Source organism: Leptolyngbya sp. PL-A3, assembly GCF_039962325.1.
Taxonomy (GTDB): Bacteria; Cyanobacteriota; Cyanobacteriia; order Elainellales; family Elainellaceae; genus Vacuolonema.
Genome location: NZ_JAMPLB010000006.1, coordinates 87392 through 110843, shown reverse-complemented (window position 1 = coordinate 110843; position 23452 = coordinate 87392). Strand labels below are relative to the sequence as shown.

Genomic DNA, 23452 nt, shown 5'->3' with positions numbered 1-23452 from the left:
TCCATACAAACTAATTTTCTTGGAACCCATTCAAAAGACGAATCACGACATAATTTTAATTATGCAAATTTCTGAGAGAAACCTGATTTTCGAGATACAAATTTTAATGTGGTCGACAATTTAATCCTGATAGATCACCCTTTTGGGGGAATCATTAAGATTGCCAAAAGGCTTGTAGCTCAATAATTAAAATAATCTTTATGTTTAGTGGGAATGTGCAGGAAACAGTATTCAGAGTAGTGTTTGCACACCTCATGTATGGGCTTGAACCATAACCGATTAAGCAACAATCATTAATCCTCCAGCTCACCCAAAGGGATTTTCTTATCCTATAGCGCTTTTCAAACGCTTAAAACTTGGTTGTTTTTGTGGGAGCCACGCTCCACGAGGCTCCCACAAAAACAACTGCGGCTGATTCAAGCGCAAAGCGCTATATGCTACGGGCATTGTACGTAAAATTACGGTCTTGCCTGCTCAAAAGACGATGCCAGTAAATTGGATTCTCAACCCAAAATAGGCTGAGGTGGTTGTATCAACCTTTGTCCTGGTAACTCAATCAATTGCATGACCGCTCTAAGTTGTTACAGCGCTTTTTAAGCGCTTAAAACCTGGTTGTTTTTGTGAGAGCCGCGCGGAGCGCGGCTCTCACAAAAACAACTGTGGCTGATTCAAGCGCAAAGCGCTGTATAGAAAATAAGATTAAATTGTGGATTTCTCTTTCACCTTATTAATCTTTGAATAGAAGAGGTAGGGCGATCGCCTTATTTCAGTGATCAGTCACTTTCTCCTGATAGGCCCTTCCTCATATTGTGGAACCCATTTCTGCTTCATATAGACAAGAAATGGAACTGTTTTCCACCTCAAACTTCTTGTCAGCTGAATAAAGGCTTTTCTCTTGGAGTGGTTGAGGGAAAGCACTATTAGAAATTTTCTATGTTACCCACTTCAATTATTTTTTTGTATAAATCATTCCGTGATTTTACAACCACTACACCTGAACAGAATGCTGCGGTGTTAATTCCACAAGCGATCTCTCCATTTTCACCTGTTCTATTAATAATCATTTCACCTTGAAAAAGGCTTATATGTTTCTGATTATTTATATAAGAGTATATCTACCATTCTCGTAATTTGATGGCGAGAGTATTTTTGGGTGCTACAGACTGATGATACTGAAATCTCAAATTTATTTGGATAGCGAGATTTGAGATGTCTTGCACGATTTAACTACCATCGGGCACAGCAGAAAATTGGCGATCGACCAAGCAGTTTTATTCATTATTTAGATCAGTAATGAATTTTGAATCAGGGAACTTTGGAAATTATTGCTCGTCCACTTGCCCAGATCTGAGACAACTGAACGTATACAACAGTCCGCATTAATCCTTAGCGGTTTATCAGGATTAAGCAGACTGGTGATACCCATCGCTATTTGACAGTAATCAAATTTGTCGCCTGGCGACTAGCAACAATAAAGCCCCACACCGCCCCTATTTGATGAGACGGGGGTGAGTGATTGACATAACCAGGATGGAAAACACTATGGATGATTTTTTGCTTCTTCCTGAAGACGACGTGTCAGTAGCACAAGAGTTACTGCCAGGATTGCATGTCACAACAGATCAGACAGATTATGCACCTGGAGAAACCGTCGTCATCAAAGCAAGCGGTTATAGTCCAGGCTCAACGATTACATTCAACATTGCAGATGACCCTGTTGCTCCAGGGGATGATAACGAGACAGATATTTATTCACCCTTTACGGCAACTGACGGTGGTATTGGAGACCTTGACGGCATTGCCAATGGTCAGATTGTGACAACCTGGATTGTACCCGCAGATAATAATGGCACTGGAAGCGGTACGCCTGATGCATTGAATGCAACATTAAATTTAAACGCAACAGGAAATGGTGCTGATGGATTATGGGGTACGGAAGATGATCAAATAGCGACCACGACATTTACCGATGGTAATCCATCGCTTACCCTAAATCAGTGGGAAACCAAAACGGATCAATGGGCCGGGGGACAAGCGAACGCAAACCAGGCTACCTATCTGGAAGGGGATGTTGTGCCATTTTCCCTGGAGGCTAGTAATCTAACGGTTGGCACAACTTATGGGGTGCGCATCAACCTGGATACCTATCAATCCAACACAGACGCTGGTGGTTTTCTGTACCTGGATACGTATAGCAAGAGCATTGCACCCATTCCCGATAATTTCTCCCACGCCGCAAGTTTAGCTTCCCCTACGCCTGATAGTAATTTCACGTTTACTGACCCCTCCTACACAAATCCTGGGCTACAGTTTTACGTGGCCAATGCAAATGTTTTGTCTGTTACTTACAGATTGAGCCCGGACGGCCTGAGACGTTATGCCGATGTTACCTTTCAGGCGATCGCCCCAAATGAAAACGATGGCGAGGCCACGGCTGAGATTTATTGGGGACAGAGGCTAGCATTACCCAATGAAGTCGTGACTACCGCTAATACAGGCGGCAGCTCTGGGGCATCAGGGTTTACGGGTGGTAGCTTGCAGACCAAGATCGAGGGAACTGGTACAACTGGAATCAACTGGATTACGCCCAGCAATGCCGTACAGATAATGCCGGGTGTGGTGCAGCAAGGTAGCATCTCTGGCTATAAGTGGAACGATTTGGATGGACAGGGCGATCGCGACGCAGGTGAGCCAGGTTTGGCAGGATGGACCATTAGCCTGTACAAGGACAATGGCAATCATGTCTTTGATTCGAGTGACGCCCTGATCACGACTCAGGTGACGTCAAACGGAAGCACCGATGCAAACGGTGATGGTGTCATTAACAATGGAGACTTGGGTTTCTACAAGTTTACTCCCGTGCTTCGTGGCACTTATTTTGTCACAGAAACTCAGAAATCGGGATGGACGCAAACCTATCCTTCTAATGATTTCTGGGGACCTTTGACAATCAATGAAAACACGCCAAAACACACCAACATTAACTTCGGGAACTACCTTAACAATCCCAACTTTACTATTGCTAAGGATGTCACGTCTGTTACGGGTGGTGTCGGTTTGAGCGCCAACAGTGCAGGGGATATTATCCATTACACCATTGTGCTCACAAATACAGGTAACCAGGCTCTGACAGGCGTTACCTTAACCGATCCCTTTGCTGCCCCTCTCAGTACCGTTACCGAATCCATCAGTAACAATAATCGTTTGGATGTAGGTGAAACCTGGACGTATACAGCTGCCCATACAGTCACCCAAGCAGAAATTGATGCAGGTCAAATACTTGTCAATGTTGCCACAGCCGATACTGACCAAACCACACCGAAGTCAGACGATGCCACAACTCCAGTCATACAAAACCCATCCCTGAATATTATCAAGAATGCGACAGTGCCAGGGGGTACGGCTGATGCAGCGGGTGAATTAATTAGTTACACCATCCGTGTTGCGAATACAGGCAATCAAACTCTTACAGGGGTTACGGTTACAGATTCCTTTGTTAGCAATCTGAATCGAGGTCAAGACTCTACTGGTGATAACGACAACCAGCTGGAAGTGGATGAAGTCTGGTCTTATACAGCCAGCCACATCGTTACTCAGGCGGAAATTGATGCCGGTGGCAATATCGTTAATACAGCTACGGCAGATAGCAATCAAACTGGACCGGATACAGATAATGCTTCTATTCCTGTTCAGCAGAAGCCATCTCTCAACATTACTAAGAATGCGACGGTGCCAGGTGGTACGGCTAATGTCGCAGGTGAGGTTATCACGTACACGATTAGCCTGCAAAACACAGGCAATCAAACGTTAACAGGGGTTACGGTTACAGATCCTTCTGTTAACAATTTAAGCCGGGGTCAGGATTCCACAGGTGACAATGACAATCTGTTAGAAGTTGGCGAAACTTGGTCTTACACCGCCACTCATACAGTAACTCAAGCCGAAATAGATGCTGGCAATGACATCGTTAATATAGTGACGGCCGATAGTAATCAAACCGGACCAGATACGGATAATGCGATCGTCGATGTAGTGCAAACCCCGGCTATTGACGTCGAGAAACTCGTTTCCGTAGATGGTGGAGCGACCTTTGTTGATGCAGATACGGCACCTGGCCCCAACCTCAATCGGGGAACGAATCCTGTTTTCAAGTTCATTGTAACCAATACGGGCAATGTTACTCTCTCGAACATCACGCTGTCGGATAGCGATTTTGATTTGAATGGTGCATCGGCTGGTAGTGCCATAACCATTAACTCACTAGCGGCTAATAACAATGCTCCGGGTGGAGCTGACGAGTTTACGTTTACCTTTACTGGTGCTACCTGGCAAGGTGGCCAACATACAAACACCGCTACTGTATCGGCAACCTTCAAGGGCCAAACTCTGACCGATACAGATAATGCCAATTACTTTGGTCGAATTCCACCGCCAGGAGTACGGACACCAGGTTTCTGGAGGGCACCCAACTGGCTCAGCATTTGGGATGGGAATCAGAATAACAACCCGAAGCAAGTTGGTGCAGATCCGGCATTTCCAATTAGTGACATTCTTCTACCAGCCAATGGTTACTACCCTGGTAAGAATGGCACGGGAGCAGTTGTCGATCCAGTCACAGGAGCAACTATTAGCCCCGATTCCTCCAATGCGGCCTATGGCATTCTCGTAGGTGACTGGAATAGAAATGGACAAACGGATAACGGTGAAAGAACGATCTTCTACACCCTAACTGAAGCCCGTACCATTCTTGACGCTTCCCAGCACGTGCCGCAAGACAAGCGATATACCCTCGATCGCTCCTTAGTTGCATCCTGGCTGAATTTCCTGGCCTTTAACCCAGCTCCAACCAATGACATCAATAACGGTATTGCCTGGATTCAGGCCCATACCCCCGATGAAAATGGGGACGGCATTGGAGACGGTAAATTGACGTCGGGCACATCCGTTCGAGCCAGCGATCCGGCCTGGTCAGCTTCATCAGGAATCCACAATGGATTACCGACTGGAAGTGTCATCAATATGGTGTTGGATAACTACAATAATGGACTTTTGTCCGCTTAATAGTGCTCCGATTCCTACATTGATGGAGGAAGTTCCTGGTGCTTAGCGCTGGGAATTTCCTTTTATTTGGGGCCTTTTGATCCATTCTGTTCTCGGGCCAACAGTGCTTGTTTGCGCTCTTTACCCCAACGGTAGCCCGTCAGAGATCCATCTCGCCCAATTACACGATGACAGGGGATAGCGATCGCCACCCGGTTACTACCACAAGCACTCGCTACAGCCCGCACCGCCTTAGGATTTCCAATCCGCTCTGCCAGTTCTGAATAAGTGATGGTTTGCCCCGCCGGAATTTTTTGGAGAGCCTGCCATACCTGTTGCTGAAAAGCGGTGCCCTGAATATCCAAAGGTAGGTCTATGGCGCGATCGGGTTGCTCAACCAGAGTAAGAGCCTGAGTTATCCACTCGGCAAAGCCCTCATCCGCCTCTTTGAGGGTGGCCTTGGGGAAAATTTGGTGAAGGTGTTGGGTCAATACTTCAGCGGAATTGTCCAGGGCGATCGCACAGACCCCCCGCTCCGTCAGTGCCACCAGCACCAACCCTAACCACGATGGTCGAATGGCATAGTAAATGGTCATCCCTGCTGCTCCTCGCTTGTACTGGGTAGGGGTCATACCCAGGTGTTGGCTAGCCTTTCCATAGAAACTGCTGTTGCTTTCAAACCCCGCTTCATACAGCGCTTCAGTTACAGATTGAGGAGTCTGTAAACCCTCTCGTACCCGTTGAGCACGGTGCCCTTGAGTATATTGCTTGGGGGTTACTCCGACAATCTCTCTAAACAACCGATGGAAGTGATAGGGACTGAGGCTCATTTCCGCAGCCATTTCTTTAAGAGAAAGGGGAGAATCAGAAGTTCTGATGTGGTGACAGAGTTGCGCGATCGCCGCTACCTGCTCTTGCCGGGGCGATGCTCCTTTCGGCTGACAGCGCTTGCAGGGACGAAAGCCTGCCTGTTCTGCTTCACAGGCTTGCTCAAAAAACACCACATTATCTCGCTTTGGCAAGCGCGAGGAACAGGTAGGACGACAGAATACTCCGGTTGTCTTCACACCATAGAAAAATGTTCCTTCGGCCTGGGTATTGCGGTTTACTAGCGCATCCCAACGTTCTGCATCCGTGGAAAAGTTGGCGATCGTCATGGCTTCCATATTTGTCAGCCTTTGAGTGGAATGTTCTCCTTGAGCATACGAGAACACCCCCAACTAATCTAGCGATTTCTTGCGGTGTAATTTTACTCCCATCTTGCACCTTTCTAAAACCAAAGCCCAGACCCCTTATTTTTTCGTCCCGGAACGACGAAGAACTAAGGAGATTTCCAGATAAGAACTTCCCCATTATTTGGAAAAAAGGCGCGGCGAAGCCGCGCCTTTTTTCCAAATAATGGGGATATTGTTTCTCAGAAATCTCCTAAGGGGTCTGGGGTTTGGTGCAAAACCTCAGTCTGTTCCTACCATGCCGCAACCTGAATTCAGGTAAGGTCAGTCTGCAAACATGGAAGTAATAGCTGTTACATCGAAGCCTCTGGCAAGCTGAACTATATCTTGAGGCAAATTACCAATTTCCCTCCATAACTGAGCAGGACTGATGCCAAACCCGTATTGCATGATGAGTACGATCGCTAGAATAGGCAGAATCAGCCCCAAGCTAGCTTTCACGATCCGTACTACTAGCGCACCGAGTAGAAGCGCTACAGCGATCGCCGCAATAATCAGAACTGATTGAGAATCAACAGAGCTAATTAAGGAATCCATAACGTAGAATGACCAATTCAATAAACAGATTTGGCACTACAAAGACTTTGTAAGTAGACCGCAGAATGATGGATTTATTTTAACTAATCATCGTTGCTTCTTGAGCTAGAGCCCATTTTGAAGCTGTATAAATTATTCTCTTGGTTCGAGGTAAATAAGAATATCTTTAGCTATAAATTCTAGTGATTAATTTAACAAGTAGGAGTATTTGCTCTTATTGATTGGCCCTCGTAAGGTAGAACCATGATGAATGTGACGCCGATGCGCGAACAGTGTCTGTATGAAATCACATTCGTAGAGATATTCAATCCATTCATTACTCGTATAAGACGGAGAAACATGAATACAAATCAAGAATCCCAAGGCAACTCAAAGATGGAGCAGCAAATAGCTGTTGTTTTGAACCAGCCTGTATCTTCAAAAATTAAACCACCTGAAAAAAAGCCTCTAACTTTTGGGCAAAAGGTTGCTGACAAATTGGCATCTAAAGTAGGCTCCTGGACATTTTTGATTGGTCAATCAACAGTGCTGGCGGGCTGGATTGGTTTAAACTTGATGCCCGGTATTCCTCACTGGGACAAGTCACCCTTTATTCTATTAAATTTAGTTTTTTCGTTTGCGTCTGCTTATACTGCTCCGGTTGTTCTGATGAGCCAAAATCGCCAGTCAGAAGAAGATCGGGAAAATGCAAATCATAATTACCAAATCACTTTACAAGCAGCTCAACAGCTTGAATTACTGCACGATAAATTAGATGCTGAATATTCCAAGAAACTCGATGAGTTGACAGCTCTGATCAAGCAGCAAGTGACTCAAGAACCTAAGATTGTGTTTGTGCCAACCCATACGATGCAAAATTCTGAGCATCTAGGGGATGCGATCGCCCATACATCAATCTTCCATACCCATTCCAACGAAACGGTATTTGTAAATGTCGCCAGTCTTGAATCTCTCGCATCCAGCTCCAGTTTAGATGACGTTCAAGTTCTGCTCAATCGGTAACTGCAAATTTGACTGGTTGTTTGTCATTGGCTATCTACACACTTATAGCAAACAACAATCGCAAAAGTGGATTCAGTAACTATTGGAACTTGAACAATTAGAGAATGAACTGGCATGAATGGGCTTTTCACGGCAATCTCGACTGGCTTTACAGCTTTTATGGCAACCAATCTGGATGACATCTTGATTTTGATGCTGTTCTTTTCCCAGGTAAATGCCCTCCTCCGTAAACGCCATATTATTGCCGGACAGTATCTTGGATTTAGTGCCCTAGTGCTTGCCAGCCTCCCCAGTTTCTTTGGTAGCCTGCTCTTGCCACGCCCTTGTGTTGGGCTATTAGGTCTAGTTCCTATTGCCATCGGATTGAGTCGTTTGGTGAATTCCAGTGACGAAGAGAATTCAAATTCGGAAGAAGCGCAAACTCGGCCGACCTGGTTCAGCAGTCTTATTTCACCTCAAGCGTATAGTGTGGCAGCGGTAACCTTTGCCAATGGTGGTGATAATATTGGAATTTATATGCCGTTATTTGCAAGCTGTACTTGGGAAAGTCTTCTTGTTATCCTGAGTGTGTTTTTCTCGATGGTTGGAGCCTGGTGTTTTGCAGCTTATAAGCTGACCCAGGTTCCGGCGATCGCAGATAATCTGACCCGCTACGGTAACTACCTCGTTCCGTTTGTTCTGATGAGTTTGGGGGCGCTGATTCTGGTAGATAGCCGCACCCTGGAAAACCCTGGCTTAGCTGTTCTAAGCCTAGTTTTGAGTGGCCTGTACGGTTTGAAGCTAGCGAGAAATGTGAGCCACACCCTACAAAGTCAGCCCCAAGCCTTGAAAGTCGTCCCTGAATTGGACAAGTAATTACCCATTAAGGAGAATTCTATGAATTTCCTCAAAATTGCCTTGGTTGCAATTGTTTTTCTGGTTAACCTCGTCATTGCGCCCCCCTCCTGGGCCGGTCAAGACCATACAAAGGGAACAGATTATGTTGAAGTGGCGCAAGCTATCAATCAACTACTGCAGGTGAGCAACGATCCTGAGCAAGCAGGTTATACTTCGGAACAATACCAGCAACGGTTGGCAGCACTGCAGGCTCAAAAAATGCTGATGGAATCTACTTCAACCCGAGCTCAATGCCATAACCAGACCACGGGTAATCTGGCTGTGTACGTTAACAAACCCAAGAAGTTACCGACACAACTGTATTACCTGGCACCTGGGCAAGAAACCGATGATGATTGGGATTGTGATGGCTACTATCTTCCTGCTGGCACTCAAGTTGTACTGACTCCGAACAGCGAACCACAGGTATTAGCTGAACCCCTAGCTGTGAGGTTCTTCGATGGCACGCAGTCCTTTGTAAGAACTAATCCTGCAGGGGCGATCGAATTTAACGTTCTTCCAGCAAATGTATTAACAGCCGGTAAAACAGCCTGGACAGTTCCTACCCTTTCGCAAGCTGATATCAATGCCCAGGTACCTAGCCCACAAATCATTGATTAGGGCGTGTTTTTAAACTGTCTGAAAGATTGTTTTTTAGTGCGCTTTGTCCACGAAAAGCAATCCTTGAAACAGAATTGAGTGTTAGGTTGACTCAAATCTTGCACCTTTCTGAAAACAAACCCTAGAAACCTTATTTTCTCGTTGCTCTGAAACGAGAAAATAAGGTTTCTAGGGTTTGGTGCATGATCTGAGCCTCTCACTACATGGAACCGTTTCACAGTTTCACCCAACGAAATATAAAAGTAACAGGTTCCTTGAATTGGCAGCGCATCATAAGCCTAGGATCGCGTATTTATTAACCTGTAATTCTTGTTGTGAGAGGGGCGGCTTTGCCGCCCCTCTCACAACAAGAATTACAGGTTATTTTGTTCGTGATCCTTAGAGCTTGAAAAGATATGAGAAAACAAAAAGTACCCGTTAGGGTACCTCCAATTTATTGGTTTCTCTGAAAGGATGGTTAGATAGCAAAAAAGCCTTGCTACATCGGGGTAACTTCAGACTCAACTTTTCCCGAAGGAGAGGCAATGGAAAACGTTAGCTCGTTCCCTAGGCTAAGTTCCTACTACAGCTTTTCTAATGCTGCCAACTCTACAATCCTTCATGGAGCAATCGAAAAGCAGACAATTTCATCTGAATATAGTATTAGCATCATTAGTAATAGCCATTTGCTGTGCGAAGCACTGAGCTTACTGTTGAATGCCCATCAACCTGCTTGTTCCTGCAATTACTATACGAGTAGTACGAGCACCATTCCAATAGTTGTTGCTAGTAATAACCATGTAGTCCTACTCGATAGTGGGATTGGGCGAGATCTCACCATTGAGCGAATTCGGCAATGGCGATCGCTTACTCCCTCTCCCTATGTTGTCGTGCTGGAGTTGAAGCACGATACCGAACTAATTCTGGATTGCATCGAAGCGGGTGCTCATGCCTATGCCTTGCAAGGGGCTTCCAGCACAGACATCACACAGGTCATTGAGCAAGTTTACCAAGGAACCTTCCAATGTCCACCGGAGCTTACCGCTAAGCTCTTTGATCGATTGGCTCAACCTAAAAATACATTGCAATCTACCGAAAAAGTTCCGTTGACACGCCGTGAATTGGAAGTTTTACGCTATGTTGCACAGGAGTATAGCGATCGCGAAATCGCAACTCAACTTATCGTTGAAGTCCGGACCGTGAAACATCACGTTCACAATATTTTGCAGAAGCTCAAGGTCAAAAATCGCTGGAATGCTGCTCAACTAGCCATCAAAAATAGTTGGCTAGATTTGACATTATAAATTTTTAAGTGAGTGAGGTACGGAAAAGGGTGTGTGGCTCCGCCATACTCTTTTCCGTACCTCGCTAATACGCTGGAGTGCATCCACTTTTGCACATTGAAAACTCATTTTTGCGGTGCGGTGAGCCACGCCTATCGCACCGTAAAATGAGATGCACCCAAACCGTTGTAGTTAGCAGAGATCGATCTTAGATCGATTTAAAACATTGATCTTTCGAATAGCCAAAAGCTGATCTTAGATCCATTTAATTGAGAGATGAATTGTGAAATGATAATGGAATCAATCAGTTAATCAATCTGTCATCCCTACCGTTAGTTTTCGAGATAGCTGATTGTATTGATTGAGAATGCAGAAATGCTAATTTCTCATCCAGAAGAAGGTTGCATGAGTTCTCTCAGAAATCAGCATGAAGAATCATCTAGAATCCGGATACTAACTGCTAATCTTGATGGCATCGTTGCAGAATTAATTGCTCAAACCATTCAACAGCAACCCGACATTGAGCTTTTAGGTAGCGTGAAAGCCTGGTCCGAAGCTCAGGCCCTGATCCATCAAGCAACAATTTTCATGATTGGTTTCGAGGATGAAACATTTTCATCCGAAACCTGCCTTTGGCTCTTGAATGATTACCCCCACTTAAAAATATTTATTCTACGAGCTAACAGTGACGAAGGAATTGTCTATTGGCGAGCCCTCAACAGTGAACAAATGCAGATTGTTTCTGCTCAAAGATTGATTCAATCGATTCGCCATCTTCATTCTCTGTTCTACTCGGGTCTGTATCAGCATCTAATTTTCGGGGGAACCAACTGATGACGTCATGATTTCACCGTGGATTGAAATTGCTCGTTTGCCTATTCGTCAATACATTCGAATCCAATTTTGTGAAGGAGAACTTTAAGCATGGCAATGCCGCAGACATTATTTGAAGCATCCGCTTCCCCGGGAGCCCACTACAGCAATCCCTACACTAACCCCGAATTTGAAGATGAGTGGGAAAATCCTGAAGCCCATTACTCCAACCCTGAATTTGAAGATGAGTGGGAAAATCCCGAAGTCCAGTACAGCAACCCCTACTCTAATCCCGAGTTTGAAGATGAGTGGGAAAATCCTGAAGTCCAGTACAGCAACCCCTACTCCAACCCCGAGTTTGAAGACGAGTGGGAAAATCCCGAAGTCCAGTACAGCAACCCTTATTCCAATCCTGAATTTGAGGATGAGGGGGAGTATTTCTTCAAGAAGGCATTTCGTACTTTAGGGAAAGGCATCAAAGCTGCCGCCAAGGTGGCAGCGCCCCTTGCCAAAAAGTTGGCTCCTAAACTGGCTGGTACCCTGGTTGGCATGATTCCTGGTCTGGGGGCGATCGCTGGTCCCTTAGCCTCTCAGCTAACTGGCGCATTACTTAAAGAAGGCGAAATGGAAGCCATGCAAATGGAAGCTGAGTTCTTCGGCACCAATGAAGCCGAAGCCGAAGTTGCGAACAACGAAGTTGCCTATGAGGCAGCATTAACAGAATTTCTGGCTGCCCAGGCCGCAGAAGCCAGCAACGAAAGCGAAGCCGAAGCCGCAATGGGCGCGACCCTTCCCCTGACAATCTCCATTATGGGTGGACGGCGAGCCCTGCGACCCGTGATGCCTACGCTAACCCAGGCCACCGGACGCATGACCCGAATCATGCGGCGTCAGGGACCTGTGGGTCAACAACTGCTCCGCACCGTACCGACGATCCAGCGGCAAGCGATCGCCACCCTAAAAGCGGCGGCGCGATCGGGTCAACCCATTAACAGTGCTACTGCTGTAAAAGCTCTGGCCTCTGCAACCCAGCGGGTACTGGGCAGCCCCCAGCGGGTGCAAAAAGCGATCGTGCGGAATGGAGTTCTACGACAACGGACGGCCCCGCCTAATCCACGGCGTGCTGCTGCCAGCAATCACTGCCCCCGCTGTGCAGCCCGTGCCGCTGCCCGCTAACGGTGATTGGATCATCCGCTGCTGACGTACCCAGGTTCATTCCTATGGCCCCGACTCCTGCCCCAACGGTTGCTGCTGCCGCTGGCGATCGCTCACCATCAAGCGCTCAGGCAAAACCCCCTGTCCAGGGCTCTGCCACCGCCAGCGAGCAGCAGTTACTCGATAACTGGCTCAACATCCAATCGATTAACCTGACTCGCCATGCCAAATCCTTACGGCCTTTTACCAAGGACGAGTTTGGCACTGGCCCAGCCTCTCCCAGCGAAGCCCACATAGAATCTGTCAACCGCTTTATCGACAAATTCCGCAGCAACTTGGTAGAGATGGCCCGTTGGGTCGATGCTGCTGCCGCTGCTGCCCGCCGAGAACCAACGACAGAACGATTACAGGTATTACTGGAACGCAAACAAAAGGCGGGTAACCGAGTTCTGCACGCCGAAGGAATCTGGGATTTCTACTTCGATTTGTTTGTGCAGCGGTTGTCCACCTTTGGGGAACGGTTGCGCTCCGTAGACCGCATTTGCGCGAACTGTTACGAAGATCTTTATGTCGGTCTGGGCACCGCGCAACCGACGCCCAGTCTGCTCCCGTTTAGCTATGCCAGCAGTGGCTTCAGTCCCGCCACTTTTCGACGAGGCGTGCCCCTGCGACGGCTGCGCCACAACCCCAACCTGTTTCCCCTGATCATGCTGCCCCAGCATCGATTAGATAACGTGTGGGCGCTCTCTAGCATCTTGCATGAGGTGTCCCACAACCTCCAGGCCGATATTGGCCTCTGGGAAGAGATTCCGGCGCGGGTCTACCAACGGCTCACAACAGAAGGGCAATTGCCAGCTGATATTGCCCAAATATGGGCGCAGTGGCATAAGGAAACCATGGCCGATATGTTTGCTCTGGTGCTGGGTGGCCCGGCTGCGGTGGAGTCCTTGATGGATGTGGTGGGGCGATCGCCCACCAGCACTGTCCAGTTTATCCCCGGAGCCGTGCATCCTACACCTTACCTGCGCGTGCTAATTAACCTGATTCTCCTGCGCCGCTTAGGGTTTGACAAAATGGGCGCTGACTTGACCCGCGTCTGGCAACGGTTGTATCCCCGCATCTCCGTCAATGACATTCCACCCCGGTTCATGAAAACTTTCCAACCCGCTGCGGAACTGGTGGTCGATACGATGGTTTTCCAACCTTATCGTCAGTTTGCCAATAAAAGTTTGGCGCAGGTCGTCAAGTTTGGCCCTGCTCAAATGGCCATGATCGAAACCGCAGGGCGTCGGCTGGCCGCAGGGCAAGATCCCGGCACAGTGCCTCTGCGATTCATGGTTAGCGCAGCACGATTCGCCTTAGACAAACAATTAGCCACACCCCAAACCATTACCGACAATTTCTACCGCATTTTAGGGAGGCGATAACTCATGGTAGCTGAATTCACGGATTCTAAGGACGCCTATAACATCCTTAAAAAAGCATTGGAGGCAGTAAGCAGAAAGCAGACCGATGGAGAGCTTGTTGGAGACAATGATAAGTGGCTTGTCGATCTCTTTAAAAGGGCTACTGCTAGTTCAGACAAGGAAGCTGAACACAAAATTTCGGCATTACAATTTCTCGATCAAATTCTAAGATCGTCCGTTTCAACTCCCTTTCCTTCAAACTCCTATATTGCTGCTGATGAGGCTTTGGGGCGTTTAGTTAATGAAATTCGTGGCTACCAGGACTTAACGGAGCGGTTTTTCTCAGACTTACGTAGACTAACGAGTAAGGATCAACAACTAGAGCAGAAAGCTGTTGAAACCCGAAATAATTTGTTCACCAAACTGAGCCAAGTACAGCAGTGGTTAATAGAGCGGAAGGAAGGGACCAATCCTTCGGAGTTTGGCGCTTGCACGAACCAATTTCTGTCACGAATCCAATCGAACCCACGAGCATTATCCCTGACTCAGCAGCTTTTTAAGAATCAACAGTTGGAATTAGCAGAATCTGACTTAAGAACTTTGATAGATGTCTGGGGGGATGTGGTGAGTACCTTTGTGGAAGATGCTCAGGATACGGATAAAGATGATTCCCTGAAACTAGGTAATCCAGAAACGATTGCTCAATATCTCTGTATTCACAATCGTCTGGAGACACTTTACGCTCGGCTAAGTACCAATATTTCGCTAGTTAATTAATCATTTCTCTGTATTAAGGACAAACGAGGCGAGCGACCATGGGAAGCAATAATTTTTCACTCCTGCGAAAGCAGGCAAAACAGTTGAAGCAATTACGGAATGGATTAATGCTTCAACTGTATCCAACCAAAGGAGCACCAACAATTGGTATGAATGGAACAGAAGCCGTTCTAACCAATCTTTTAGGTAGCTTTCAACGCTTTGTGGGCAACCAGCAAACAGCATATGATGACGGAGCTGTACGTTCTAGCCCCATGAGCAGCAGTGCCAGTTCATTGGAACGCCAGGTCGATAGTGCGATCGCCCAAGCCTTGAAAAAGACACCAGGACGGGGCGCAACCAATTTCGTGAAAGCCTTAGATGCTGCCTATCCCTGGTCTACTAATGGAGCCATGGCTGGGATTTCTTCTCGTAGCCAGGCTGTACTGTTCAATGCTCATAGCGATGTCGCTAGTAGTGGGTTGGGGGAACTTTCAACCCGGCAGATGGCGTTGCATCGCCAGACCAGCATTATTGCGGCCGATGCTCTAAAAATCCTGGAAGAATTGCATTCCTTTGTACCGGATGCCGATAACGATCGTGTAGAGGCGTTGCGATCGCTCATTCAGCATCAGATCACCTTGCTGATCGAGGAATTTGGTCGAGCTGATGAACCCCGTGCGGCGCGAGTAGAGTCTGCCCTCAAGTCGCTACGGGAATATGTGAGTGAGTTTGGCAGACAGGCGCAGTTGAATGACCCGATGCTCGTTGCCATCCTGGATGATGAGAATCAAACCACCAAGTTTGAACTCCTCAGTGCCTACACCAAATCCATGAGCCAGGCATGGGTAAATTATTCCCGAGCAGAACGCTCAGGTAAGTCCTACTCCCTTAGCGAGAAGGTCGATCGCGCCCGAGTAATCTTACCCATCGTGTCTCAGGCCGCCATTGACTTTAGCGATGCCTTAGAATCTGTTGGCTTAAGCGAAAGTGAGCGGCGCTCTCGTGCCAGCCTGTTCAGTACTCTTAATGTCGTCTCGATTCAACAATCTGAACAAGACGATATTTCAGGAGTGAGCCAATCCCGCGAACCTCGCTTCGTGACCGTAAAAAATCAAATTGGCCAACAACTTCCGAATATCACTGTTAGCGATTTGATTGATTGGCTCGATCGCTTCTCAAATATTGAAGCCCCCAGTGCATTGGAGAGTACCTATGGCATTGATTTTGTCACCGATCAAGCCGATAGGCTGTTTTGGACAATTGCGGCAGTTGTGGCTCATCTTAAGACAACTACCTCCTTTAGCCAAAACAGCAAATCCATGCTGGAGCAAATCCTCTCGAATGAGCGGGTGAGCTGGTCGCTGGATAACCTCTTGAGTCAGTTGAAAGCCTTGGCCGACCTCGCCGCTTAAGGCCTGAAGTACCTTTTTAACGGCAATGTTTATCTCAATGACAGCAGGAATGGATCCATGGTTAGAACAAGTGAGTATGACAAGCGCAATGATCAGGCGGCCAAGCTATTGCAAGAGGCCATTAAAAATCTAGGCCCAGCCTTAGTTGCCAATCCAGAATTAGCAGAGCTGCTTAACCGTAAAATTGACGATCAGCTTAACGAGTATTACGCCACTCAAAATGGCAAAGGAACCCCCGTTGATGGCGGTTTAGCTGATCTGATTGGGCTGGGTAAGGATGCCCCTGTTGAATTTGGAGATACCCAAATATCGAGGGGTGTGGTGGATTATGACGACGAAGTGAAGAGCGATCGCATTCTCGCTTCTGCTGACCTCTATTACATTTGCATTCACGAACGCCTGGGTGTATTTCGGGTGATGAATAAGCTGCAAGAGCTATTCCGAGCAGGTACCTTACGAATCTCTAGTGGGGAAGGTGCCTATGGGCTATATCGCTTTGATAAGCACAATATTTTGCGGTATCACATGCGCGATCGCATGCAAGCCTACAGCCGCGTATTTGGCTATGCCCGTGATCCTGGCCCCGGTGCTCGGCCAAATCCGGAGTTCCATGGGCTGTTTAGCCACTTTATTGGTGAAACGGCGAAGTATTGGCGCGACAAACGAATCAGCGAAGTAATTCGGGATAAGGCCACAGATCCCACCTTTGGGTCAATTGCGATCGTTCGGCGCTCTGGTTTAGATCTGCGCAACAACCTGAAAAACTCGTCCTATGGCTATATCAACGTGTTACGGGTAGAAACCAGCCAGGCTCTTGCGGAAGCCTTCAAAGTTCTGGAAGCCCCCGACGTGCGGGCCCAGTTCGGAGCTGACAATGCCTGGGAATTAATCGAACTGGTGCTTTGGCAATACTTCCATGAATCTGTCCACGCCAGCACGATGAACCGCATGGCCGTTACCGGCCGGGACATTATCCGTTGGTTGGCAGAACCCTTCGTGCTGCAAAAGAATCGTACTGACTTCGAAACTTTGCTATACCGCATCGCCGAAGCTGCCGAAGAATGGATTTCCAGCGAAGAAGGCATGCGGATCAGCCGTCCCACTCCGCCACCCCGCCAGGTTTATGTGCAAGGGCCACCCCCGAGTGGTGCAAGACGCGAACCCGTTTTCTCACGGTCGAATGGTCTTATGCCTACACCAAAGCTGTTTGGATAATTAGAGACTCACCTCGCTACAGCAGCAGCAAGGATTGAAATATGAAAACTGTCGAACGGATCCGTCGCGTTAAGTCGCATAGTCTCGACGAGCCTTTGGTACATAGCGGGATTCCAGCAGGAAGATTGGGCAATCGTACATTTTTTACGGAGTCAGACGCTCGACAAGCCGCAATTGCAGAGGCGAACCGTCTTAACCAAACCGTGTCTCTAGGCCACTCTATAGCCCATAACAATGCCCATAAACCTGGAGAATTACCTCATTATCATGTAGTTGATCCTCAAGGCAACCAGATTTCGGGCCATTTCTTCTATGGGAAAAAACCTTATCGGGTGAAAAGAAGCCGAGACGGTAATCTCCAGCAATCAGTTATGGCAGCTACTCAGGATCTCAATCCCCATCTGCTGAGCTGGCAAAAAGAATACCAAGAACTAAAACGCATTCTCCAACGTGGACAGGCAACCCGACAACAAAAAGGGCGCTTCAAATGGCTCAGCCATAAACTGCAATCTCTAATACCTCAAAAACGAATTGCACATCAATTGGGAGCCGAAATTCATGCAGCTCGACAAGCTAAACAAACAGCTCAACGAGAGTATGAATATGAAATCAGCCTACAAAGACAATGGTTATTTGAATTGCCTTTAACCGAGTCTTCAGAGGTACTTGGCTACAATACCCCTGAATTAGAGTCAGAGCCAGAGGCTTTCACTAACAGGCTGCGATCGCCACAATTTCGTAGTAATCCACGACTGCAAGCAGCAGCAAATGATCGCCCGGCCATGCGAAAAGGTGAGCGAGGGCTTGCTGTACAGAAACTTCAACAAGCCTTAATCGATTTAGGATTTCCAATGCCGATTTCAACTCGGCAGCGCGGTATTCCGGATGGGATATATGGCTCTGAAACGACAGCTACCGTTCGTAAATTTCAACAGAAGTACAAACTAAGAGTAGATGGTATCGTTGGTAAAGATACGCTGAGCCAACTTGATCGTCTGTTTAAGTCTGCTCCTCCCGTTAATCAGGAACCCATGTGCGGTGTACCTCGGAGAGCTTTCAGACGACAACTCGGCTCAAATCTAGAGTATGAAAATGCTAACGCTACTATCCCTCAACCAATTCTATGCCTCTTTCAAAATACTCCTGGAACAAATCACTTCTTTAATGGAGCAGAAAACTGGGCTCAAAAAGTTCGGGCGATCGCAAAACCAACGTCTAGTGCTTGTAGCAAAATTGGATCTACACCTTATAAGTCTGGAACTGACATTGTTTCAGCTATAAAGAATGCCAGTCTTTGCTTGAAGCAAAAACTTAAAGAAGTTCACATTTTTAGTCATTCTTCACCGGAAGGAGTCGGAGGAGTTGGCTTTTGTACTGGCCTGTATCGAAAAGGGCTAAAGCAGTCCAATGGAGATAAGTGTTTCGCGCTTAGTCAGGGTGGAAAATTTGTTTCAGACATTCCAACCGATGTATTAGATGACAATGTTGTCTTTTTTCTACATGGATGTAGAACTGCCGAAGGGTGCGGTAAGGATATCAATAACTTTGCCCGTGCTCTATTTAACCATTTGGCCGCCAAGTTAGATAATCCTAGAGTATATGGACATCGTTTTAGAACTTGTGCAGGGCAAGAGTGTAATTGGTGTGAATACTCGAAACAACATCCAAAAGGTCAGGCAGTTTTGAAGATTCCTGATAACCTTCCTCAAATTCCAGTTCCCTACCGGATTGAAGGAATGAAAAATAATCCTTGTAAAAATACAAAGTGTTCACTGAAAATGTAGTTGCTGGATTGCTCAATCGTGTTGCCGTTTCCGGCTTTTGTTGCCGTGCACGTGAGCTGTAACCAACCGAGCGTCAAATGATTCGCTGCTATAACAAACGCTTCTTTCAAAGTGTTGAAACGGTGATTCGTTTTTTGGTGGAGTATGGGGCATGATTATTGATTGCCACTGTCATGCGGGGAAGGGCGACTTGCTAACGGGCCCATGGGATACTGATGCCCCTCTGAATAGTTATCTGAAGCGAGCAAGAGTTGCGGGGATTAACAAAACTGTGATCTTTGCACCTTTTCACAGTAACTATCGACAGGCTAATGCTAATACGGCTCGGCTTGTGTCGCAATATCCCGATCGCCTGTTGGGATTTGCTTTTGTCCATGCACGGCGCGATCGCGGCCATATTCACACACTCATGACCGAAGCCGTCAACCGTTGGCGTTTTTGCGGTATCAAAGTACATCGTCTAGATGCTCCCCTTACCCGCGAAATCTGCGAGGCTGCTCAGGTTTTCCGTCTACCTCTGCTTTACGACCCCGTGGGTCAAACCGATCTGATTGATTTACTGGCTCCCGAATATCCAACCGTCAATTTCATCATTCCTCACCTTGGCAGCTTCGCTGATGACTGGCGCACACACCTGCGGGTTATCGATCAACTGGTGCGTCATCCCAATGTCTACGCTGATACCTCTGGCGTTCGTCGGTTTGACTACCTGGAACAAGCGGTTAGGCGAGGTGGAGCTCATAAGGTGCTATTTGGTAGTGATGGCCCTTGGCTGCATCCGGGTGTTGAACTTCATAAAATTCGCCTGCTAGGTCTTCCTCCTCAACAAGAATCGTTGATTCTAGGAAAGAATTTTTTACGGTTGGTTGCGAGAATTAAATCTGCTCAAAAGCCCAGAATGGGGGCACAACCGACTGTACTCGCGACTACGAGATAAGCGGCAGTTTTAGCAAGGCCTTCGATTTTCAGTGCAAAAAATTCCAGGAATTAGCAACGCCGGATAAGCTTATAGAGAATTCTTTGAGCAACTCCCCCAGGTGGCCTGCTATGACCTTTGTAATTACTAATGATGACGGTATCGACGCACCGGGAATCTGGGCTTTGCGGAAAGCGTTGGGCGATCGCGGCATTATCATCGCCCCGCTCGAACACCACTCAGGTTGCAGCCATCAGCTCACGACCCATCGATCCATTCGTGTGGAGCAGCGATCGTCCCACGCCTACGCGGTCGCAGGCACTCCCGCCGACTGTACCCGACTAGCCATCACTCACCTTTACCCTGACGCCGAATGGGTGATTTCTGGCATCAATGAGGGCGCTAACCTGGGCACCGATACCTACACCTCGGGCACAGTTGCAGCTGTGCGTGAAGCGGCTTTCCAGCGAGTACCTGGTATTGCGATTTCCCAATACATTCATCGCCGTCGCCCAATCGATTGGGAACGAACCAGCCAACTTGCCGCAAAAGTGTTGGATAAATTGATGAGTTTGCCCACAGAACCCGGGCTATTTTGGAATGTCAACCTGCCCCATCCCGAAGACGAAACCGCTGAACCCGAGATTATCTTCTGTGCTATGTGCACCCAGCCTCTGCCTACGGAGTACGTGATAGAAGGAGAACATTATCGCTATGCTGGGCGGTTTGGCGATCGCCGCCGTGATCCCGGAGCCGATGTTGATGTGTGTTTTTCTGGCAATATTGCTGTTACGGCCATGCGAGTTTGGCCAAACGATGTTCCCTAAGCTCTGCTTAAAGATTGTGTTTTCATGCGTGATGCGCAGGGTGCATCCCACTTTTGCAAATTTGGAAACCCACTTTTGGAGGTGAAGCGGGCTTCGCCCGCTTCACCTCCAAAAGTGGGATGCACCCGACGCGCACGAAAAAACAATCCTTATAAGGGGCAGAGAAGAACTTATAAGCAGGCTAATCCTTTCGGGTGATTTCCGTCTTTTCGCTGAGGTCATCTGAGTTTTGCGATCTAGAATATGTAAGTTAGTACTTACATTAATTCTATGGGTCGACCCAGTCGAGGTACAGCAGATACTCGCGATCGCCTTCTACAAGCTGCTATTGAGGTGTTTTCCACGGAGGGCTATGTAGGGGCGACCACTCGGGAGATTGCGCGGGTGGCGGATGTGAGTGAGGTGACGTTATTTCGTCACTTTCAGAGCAAAGAGCAACTGTTAAAGGCCGTGGTGCAACACATCACGGGGCTACGAACAGAAGCCTTTTTGCACACGCAAGAGTGGACGTATGACCTGCGTCACGATCTGCTCTACTACGCCAAACTTCACGACGACATGTTGGAGAAGTATGAAGCCCTGTTCCGCATGTTTATTGGAGAAGCGCAACGGCACCCCACGGAAGCTATCGAGGTGATGCAACAATCCTTTTTACCCCTGCGGGAGAACCTGATGGGCTATTTGAGAACCTGCATCGAGAAAGGCAGTGTACGGGCTGATATTGATCTAGCTCTGGCTGTGGATCAGTTGACAGGGCTGTTGCTATCGGGAATGATTCGTCGCCATGTTTCTCCGGTGAATCGCGGGTATGACCGCCAACAATATATTGAAGGCTGTGTGGATTTATTTGTACGAGGTATCAGCCTGATCGAGTCGGTTGCCTCACTTTCCACTTCAGCCTAGAGAAACGGTTGGAAAACCTCAGAAACGTTATTTTTACTCCCATTCCTATAGGACTCAACTTTTCAAGTTCTTTTTCACCCCAATTCTTTTTATCTCCCAGTTTTTAACCCTGAACCCGTTTTGGATTGAGAAGTCGAGCTATCCATGGAACGATCGCAATTTCAGAGCCATACTACTGAGCCAGATGCTATTGATCTGCAAGCATTTACAGACTTAGAAGAAACTGAGCGTCAGGGTCATCGAAGCAACGGGCATATTTATGAATCATCCAAACAACCCTTAGCCAGTTCATCTACAACAAAGCCCGATCAATTTGTAGAACCAACCAAGTTAGACAGACAGGAACAACAAAACGGCAATGGTTCGCACCATTCGACAACCGCAAGTGAGAATGCGATCGCTAACGACGATGATACTGCCGAAGACGCTCCTAAAGGTCGTTCACCAAAACGGCGAGGATTGTTTTTGGGAATTGGGGCGATCGCCTTTATCTTCGCGGCCTTCTTTGGATTTCGCTGGTGGCAATTTCAAAACACTCATGTTTCCACAGACAATGCTCAACTAAAGGGCCATCTTTCGCCGATCTCTGCTAAAGTTCCGGCGACGGTTCAGAAAGTATTGGTTAACGATGGGGACTTTGTAAAAGCGGGGCAAACGCTGTTAGTGCTGGAAGACCAGGACTTAAATCTAAAGTTGCAGCAGGCGGAGGCAAACTTAGCCGCTGCTCAAGCCCAATTACGAGCCGCTCAAGATACTGTCACGGTCACCCGTCAGACCAATCCAACGCAGGTACAGCAGGCGCAGTCCAATTTGGCCGCTCGGGAAGCGGCGATCGCAGCGGCTCAGGCTAGTGTGAATCAGGCGATCGCCAAAGTTCAGACTAACGAGGCTGGAGTGGCCCAAGCCCAAACGGATGTGCAGAAGACCCAAGCCGATTTACGTCGCTACGAGCTGCTATATAACGAAGGGGCCATTCCAGCCCAGCAACTCGACACGGCTCGGGCTGCTTATAACACTGCCCAGGCGCAACTGGCGGCTGCCAATCAGACTGTAGCCCAGTCTCAGTCAGAAGTCCGAAACGCCCAGGCTGATCTGCAATCTGCCCGAGCCGAAGCCGAGGCCGCCCGAGGCAATGTAACGGAACGGCAAGTATCGGGTCAAACGATTACTGTGCAACAGGATCAACAGCAACAAGCCCAGGCTCAAGTCAAGCAGGCTGAGGCTGCGCTTGCTCTAGCTCAACAACAGATCGGCTACACAGTAATCAAAGCGCCTATTAGCGGCTATGTCGGTCAATTGACCGCGCAGGTCGGGCAAAAGGTTGAAAATGGGCAGCCCTTGCTATCGGTGGTACCTCTAGAAACGGAGGCGGTGTACGTAGATGCCAACTTTAAGGAAACTGCGTTAAACCGTTTGCAAATTGGCGAATCCGCCGAAGTGGAAGTGGATGCTTATCCCGGTGAAACCTTCCGTGCCACGATCGCAGGTATTAGTCCTGCTACGGGTTCTAGCTTTGCCCTGTTGCCGCCCGATAATGCCACAGGCAATTTCAACAAGGTGGTGCAATGGGTTCCCGTCCGTCTTGTATTTGATGCTGCAGCCGATCCACAACATCGCTTACGACCTGGTTTGAACGTGAAGGTGATTGTTGATACGACTACAAATCCCCAAGCCGCTTCAGTAGAACATTAA

At 47.8% G+C, this 23452-nt stretch carries 18 protein-coding genes; 16 read left to right on the top strand and 2 right to left on the bottom strand.

All coding sequences use genetic code 11. The features are described 5' to 3' along the window. Nucleotides 1-1542: 1542 nt before the first annotated feature. Nucleotides 1543-5061: a DUF11 domain-containing protein gene (locus tag NDI52_RS07215; protein WP_190775445.1), complete on the top strand. Its 3519-nt coding sequence runs from the start codon at nt 1543-1545 to the stop codon at nt 5059-5061. A gap of 62 nt (nt 5062-5123) precedes the next feature. Here NDI52_RS07215 and ada read toward each other — a convergent pair whose 3' ends face one another. Both ada and NDI52_RS07205 read right to left on the bottom strand, forming a co-directional pair. Then, complete coding sequence (gene ada / locus NDI52_RS07210; protein WP_190775446.1) at nt 5124-6206, bottom strand: bifunctional DNA-binding transcriptional regulator/O6-methylguanine-DNA methyltransferase Ada; 1083 nt, start codon at nt 6204-6206, stop codon at nt 5124-5126. 330 nt (nt 6207-6536) lie between these two features. After that, a complete protein-coding gene (locus tag NDI52_RS07205; protein WP_190774723.1) occupies nt 6537-6809 on the bottom strand; it encodes a hypothetical protein in 273 nt (90 codons plus the stop codon). A gap of 339 nt (nt 6810-7148) precedes the next feature. On the opposite strand from NDI52_RS07205, the gene NDI52_RS07200 reads away from it, so the two are divergent. The 15 genes from NDI52_RS07200 (at nt 7149) to NDI52_RS07130 (ending at nt 23452) form a co-directional block, all read left to right on the top strand. Continuing rightward, nucleotides 7149-7811, top strand: a complete 663-nt coding sequence (locus NDI52_RS07200; protein ID WP_190774722.1) for a DUF1003 domain-containing protein — start codon at nt 7149-7151, stop codon at nt 7809-7811. A gap of 114 nt (nt 7812-7925) precedes the next feature. Beyond that, on the top strand, nt 7926-8666 hold the full coding sequence (locus tag NDI52_RS07195) for a cadmium resistance transporter (RefSeq protein ID WP_190774721.1): 741 nt from the start codon (nt 7926-7928) through the stop codon (nt 8664-8666). 21 nt (nt 8667-8687) lie between these two features. Then, a complete protein-coding gene (locus NDI52_RS07190) occupies nt 8688-9308 on the top strand; it encodes a hypothetical protein (RefSeq protein WP_190774720.1) in 621 nt (206 codons plus the stop codon). A 524-nt stretch (nt 9309-9832) separates the two neighbouring features. Next, nucleotides 9833-10591: a response regulator transcription factor gene (locus NDI52_RS07185; RefSeq protein ID WP_190774719.1), complete on the top strand. Its 759-nt coding sequence runs from the start codon at nt 9833-9835 to the stop codon at nt 10589-10591. 384 nt (nt 10592-10975) lie between these two features. Continuing rightward, on the top strand, nt 10976-11404 hold the full coding sequence (locus NDI52_RS07180; RefSeq protein WP_190774718.1) for a hypothetical protein: 429 nt from the start codon (nt 10976-10978) through the stop codon (nt 11402-11404). A gap of 90 nt (nt 11405-11494) precedes the next feature. Next, nucleotides 11495-12559 (top strand): hypothetical protein, encoded by a 1065-nt coding sequence (locus NDI52_RS07175; RefSeq protein ID WP_190774717.1) that lies wholly within the window; start codon nt 11495-11497, stop codon nt 12557-12559. Between the two features lie 44 nt (nt 12560-12603). Continuing rightward, nucleotides 12604-13965 carry a hypothetical protein gene (locus NDI52_RS07170; RefSeq protein ID WP_190774716.1) on the top strand — a complete coding sequence of 454 codons (1362 nt, stop codon included), beginning with the start codon at nt 12604-12606 and terminating at the stop codon, nt 13963-13965. Nucleotides 13966-13968: 3 nt separating this feature from the next. After that, entirely contained in the window at nt 13969-14721 is a 753-nt protein-coding gene (locus tag NDI52_RS07165) for a hypothetical protein (RefSeq protein ID WP_190774715.1), read from the top strand. 38 nt (nt 14722-14759) lie between these two features. Next, a complete protein-coding gene (locus NDI52_RS07160) occupies nt 14760-16115 on the top strand; it encodes a hypothetical protein (RefSeq protein WP_190774714.1) in 1356 nt (451 codons plus the stop codon). Between the two features lie 57 nt (nt 16116-16172). Further along, nucleotides 16173-17330: a hypothetical protein gene (locus NDI52_RS07155; protein WP_190774713.1), complete on the top strand. Its 1158-nt coding sequence runs from the start codon at nt 16173-16175 to the stop codon at nt 17328-17330. Nucleotides 17331-17371: 41 nt separating this feature from the next. Next, the gene (locus NDI52_RS07150; protein WP_190774712.1) at nt 17372-19114 is read left to right on the top strand and encodes a peptidoglycan-binding protein; all 1743 of its coding nucleotides are present in this window, start codon (nt 17372-17374) and stop codon (nt 19112-19114) included. 151 nt (nt 19115-19265) lie between these two features. Continuing rightward, the gene (locus NDI52_RS07145) at nt 19266-20051 is read left to right on the top strand and encodes an amidohydrolase family protein (protein ID WP_190774711.1); all 786 of its coding nucleotides are present in this window, start codon (nt 19266-19268) and stop codon (nt 20049-20051) included. A gap of 110 nt (nt 20052-20161) precedes the next feature. Beyond that, entirely contained in the window at nt 20162-20857 is a 696-nt protein-coding gene (surE, locus tag NDI52_RS07140) for a 5'/3'-nucleotidase SurE (RefSeq protein ID WP_190774710.1), read from the top strand. A gap of 270 nt (nt 20858-21127) precedes the next feature. Next, nucleotides 21128-21760 (top strand): TetR/AcrR family transcriptional regulator, encoded by a 633-nt coding sequence (locus tag NDI52_RS07135; protein WP_190774709.1) that lies wholly within the window; start codon nt 21128-21130, stop codon nt 21758-21760. A 144-nt stretch (nt 21761-21904) separates the two neighbouring features. Then, complete coding sequence (locus NDI52_RS07130; protein ID WP_190774708.1) at nt 21905-23452, top strand: HlyD family secretion protein; 1548 nt, start codon at nt 21905-21907, stop codon at nt 23450-23452.

Bases quoted from the DNA above. Each gene is read 5' to 3' on its own strand.
- NDI52_RS07155 (WP_190774713.1), top strand. From the start codon at position 16,173: ATGGTTAGAACAAGTGAGTATGACAAGCGCAATGATCAGGCGGCCAAG.
- NDI52_RS07200 (WP_190774722.1), top strand. From the start codon at position 7,149: ATGAATACAAATCAAGAATCCCAAGGCAACTCAAAGATGGAGCAGCAA.
- NDI52_RS07180 (WP_190774718.1), top strand. From the start codon at position 10,976: ATGAGTTCTCTCAGAAATCAGCATGAAGAATCATCTAGAATCCGGATA.
- NDI52_RS07150 (WP_190774712.1), top strand. From the start codon at position 17,372: ATGAAAACTGTCGAACGGATCCGTCGCGTTAAGTCGCATAGTCTCGAC.
- NDI52_RS07205 (WP_190774723.1), bottom strand. From the start codon at position 6,809: ATGGATTCCTTAATTAGCTCTGTTGATTCTCAATCAGTTCTGATTATT.
- ada (WP_190775446.1), bottom strand. From the start codon at position 6,206: ATGGAAGCCATGACGATCGCCAACTTTTCCACGGATGCAGAACGTTGG.
- NDI52_RS07165 (WP_190774715.1), top strand. From the start codon at position 13,969: ATGGTAGCTGAATTCACGGATTCTAAGGACGCCTATAACATCCTTAAA.
- NDI52_RS07215 (WP_190775445.1), top strand. From the start codon at position 1,543: ATGGATGATTTTTTGCTTCTTCCTGAAGACGACGTGTCAGTAGCACAA.
- NDI52_RS07195 (WP_190774721.1), top strand. From the start codon at position 7,926: ATGAATGGGCTTTTCACGGCAATCTCGACTGGCTTTACAGCTTTTATG.
- NDI52_RS07160 (WP_190774714.1), top strand. From the start codon at position 14,760: ATGGGAAGCAATAATTTTTCACTCCTGCGAAAGCAGGCAAAACAGTTG.
- NDI52_RS07175 (WP_190774717.1), top strand. From the start codon at position 11,495: ATGGCAATGCCGCAGACATTATTTGAAGCATCCGCTTCCCCGGGAGCC.
- NDI52_RS07190 (WP_190774720.1), top strand. From the start codon at position 8,688: ATGAATTTCCTCAAAATTGCCTTGGTTGCAATTGTTTTTCTGGTTAAC.
- NDI52_RS07130 (WP_190774708.1), top strand. From the start codon at position 21,905: ATGGAACGATCGCAATTTCAGAGCCATACTACTGAGCCAGATGCTATT.
- NDI52_RS07170 (WP_190774716.1), top strand. From the start codon at position 12,604: ATGGCCCCGACTCCTGCCCCAACGGTTGCTGCTGCCGCTGGCGATCGC.
- NDI52_RS07145 (WP_190774711.1), top strand. From the start codon at position 19,266: ATGATTATTGATTGCCACTGTCATGCGGGGAAGGGCGACTTGCTAACG.
- surE (WP_190774710.1), top strand. From the start codon at position 20,162: ATGACCTTTGTAATTACTAATGATGACGGTATCGACGCACCGGGAATC.
- NDI52_RS07185 (WP_190774719.1), top strand. From the start codon at position 9,833: ATGGAAAACGTTAGCTCGTTCCCTAGGCTAAGTTCCTACTACAGCTTT.
- NDI52_RS07135 (WP_190774709.1), top strand. From the start codon at position 21,128: ATGGGTCGACCCAGTCGAGGTACAGCAGATACTCGCGATCGCCTTCTA.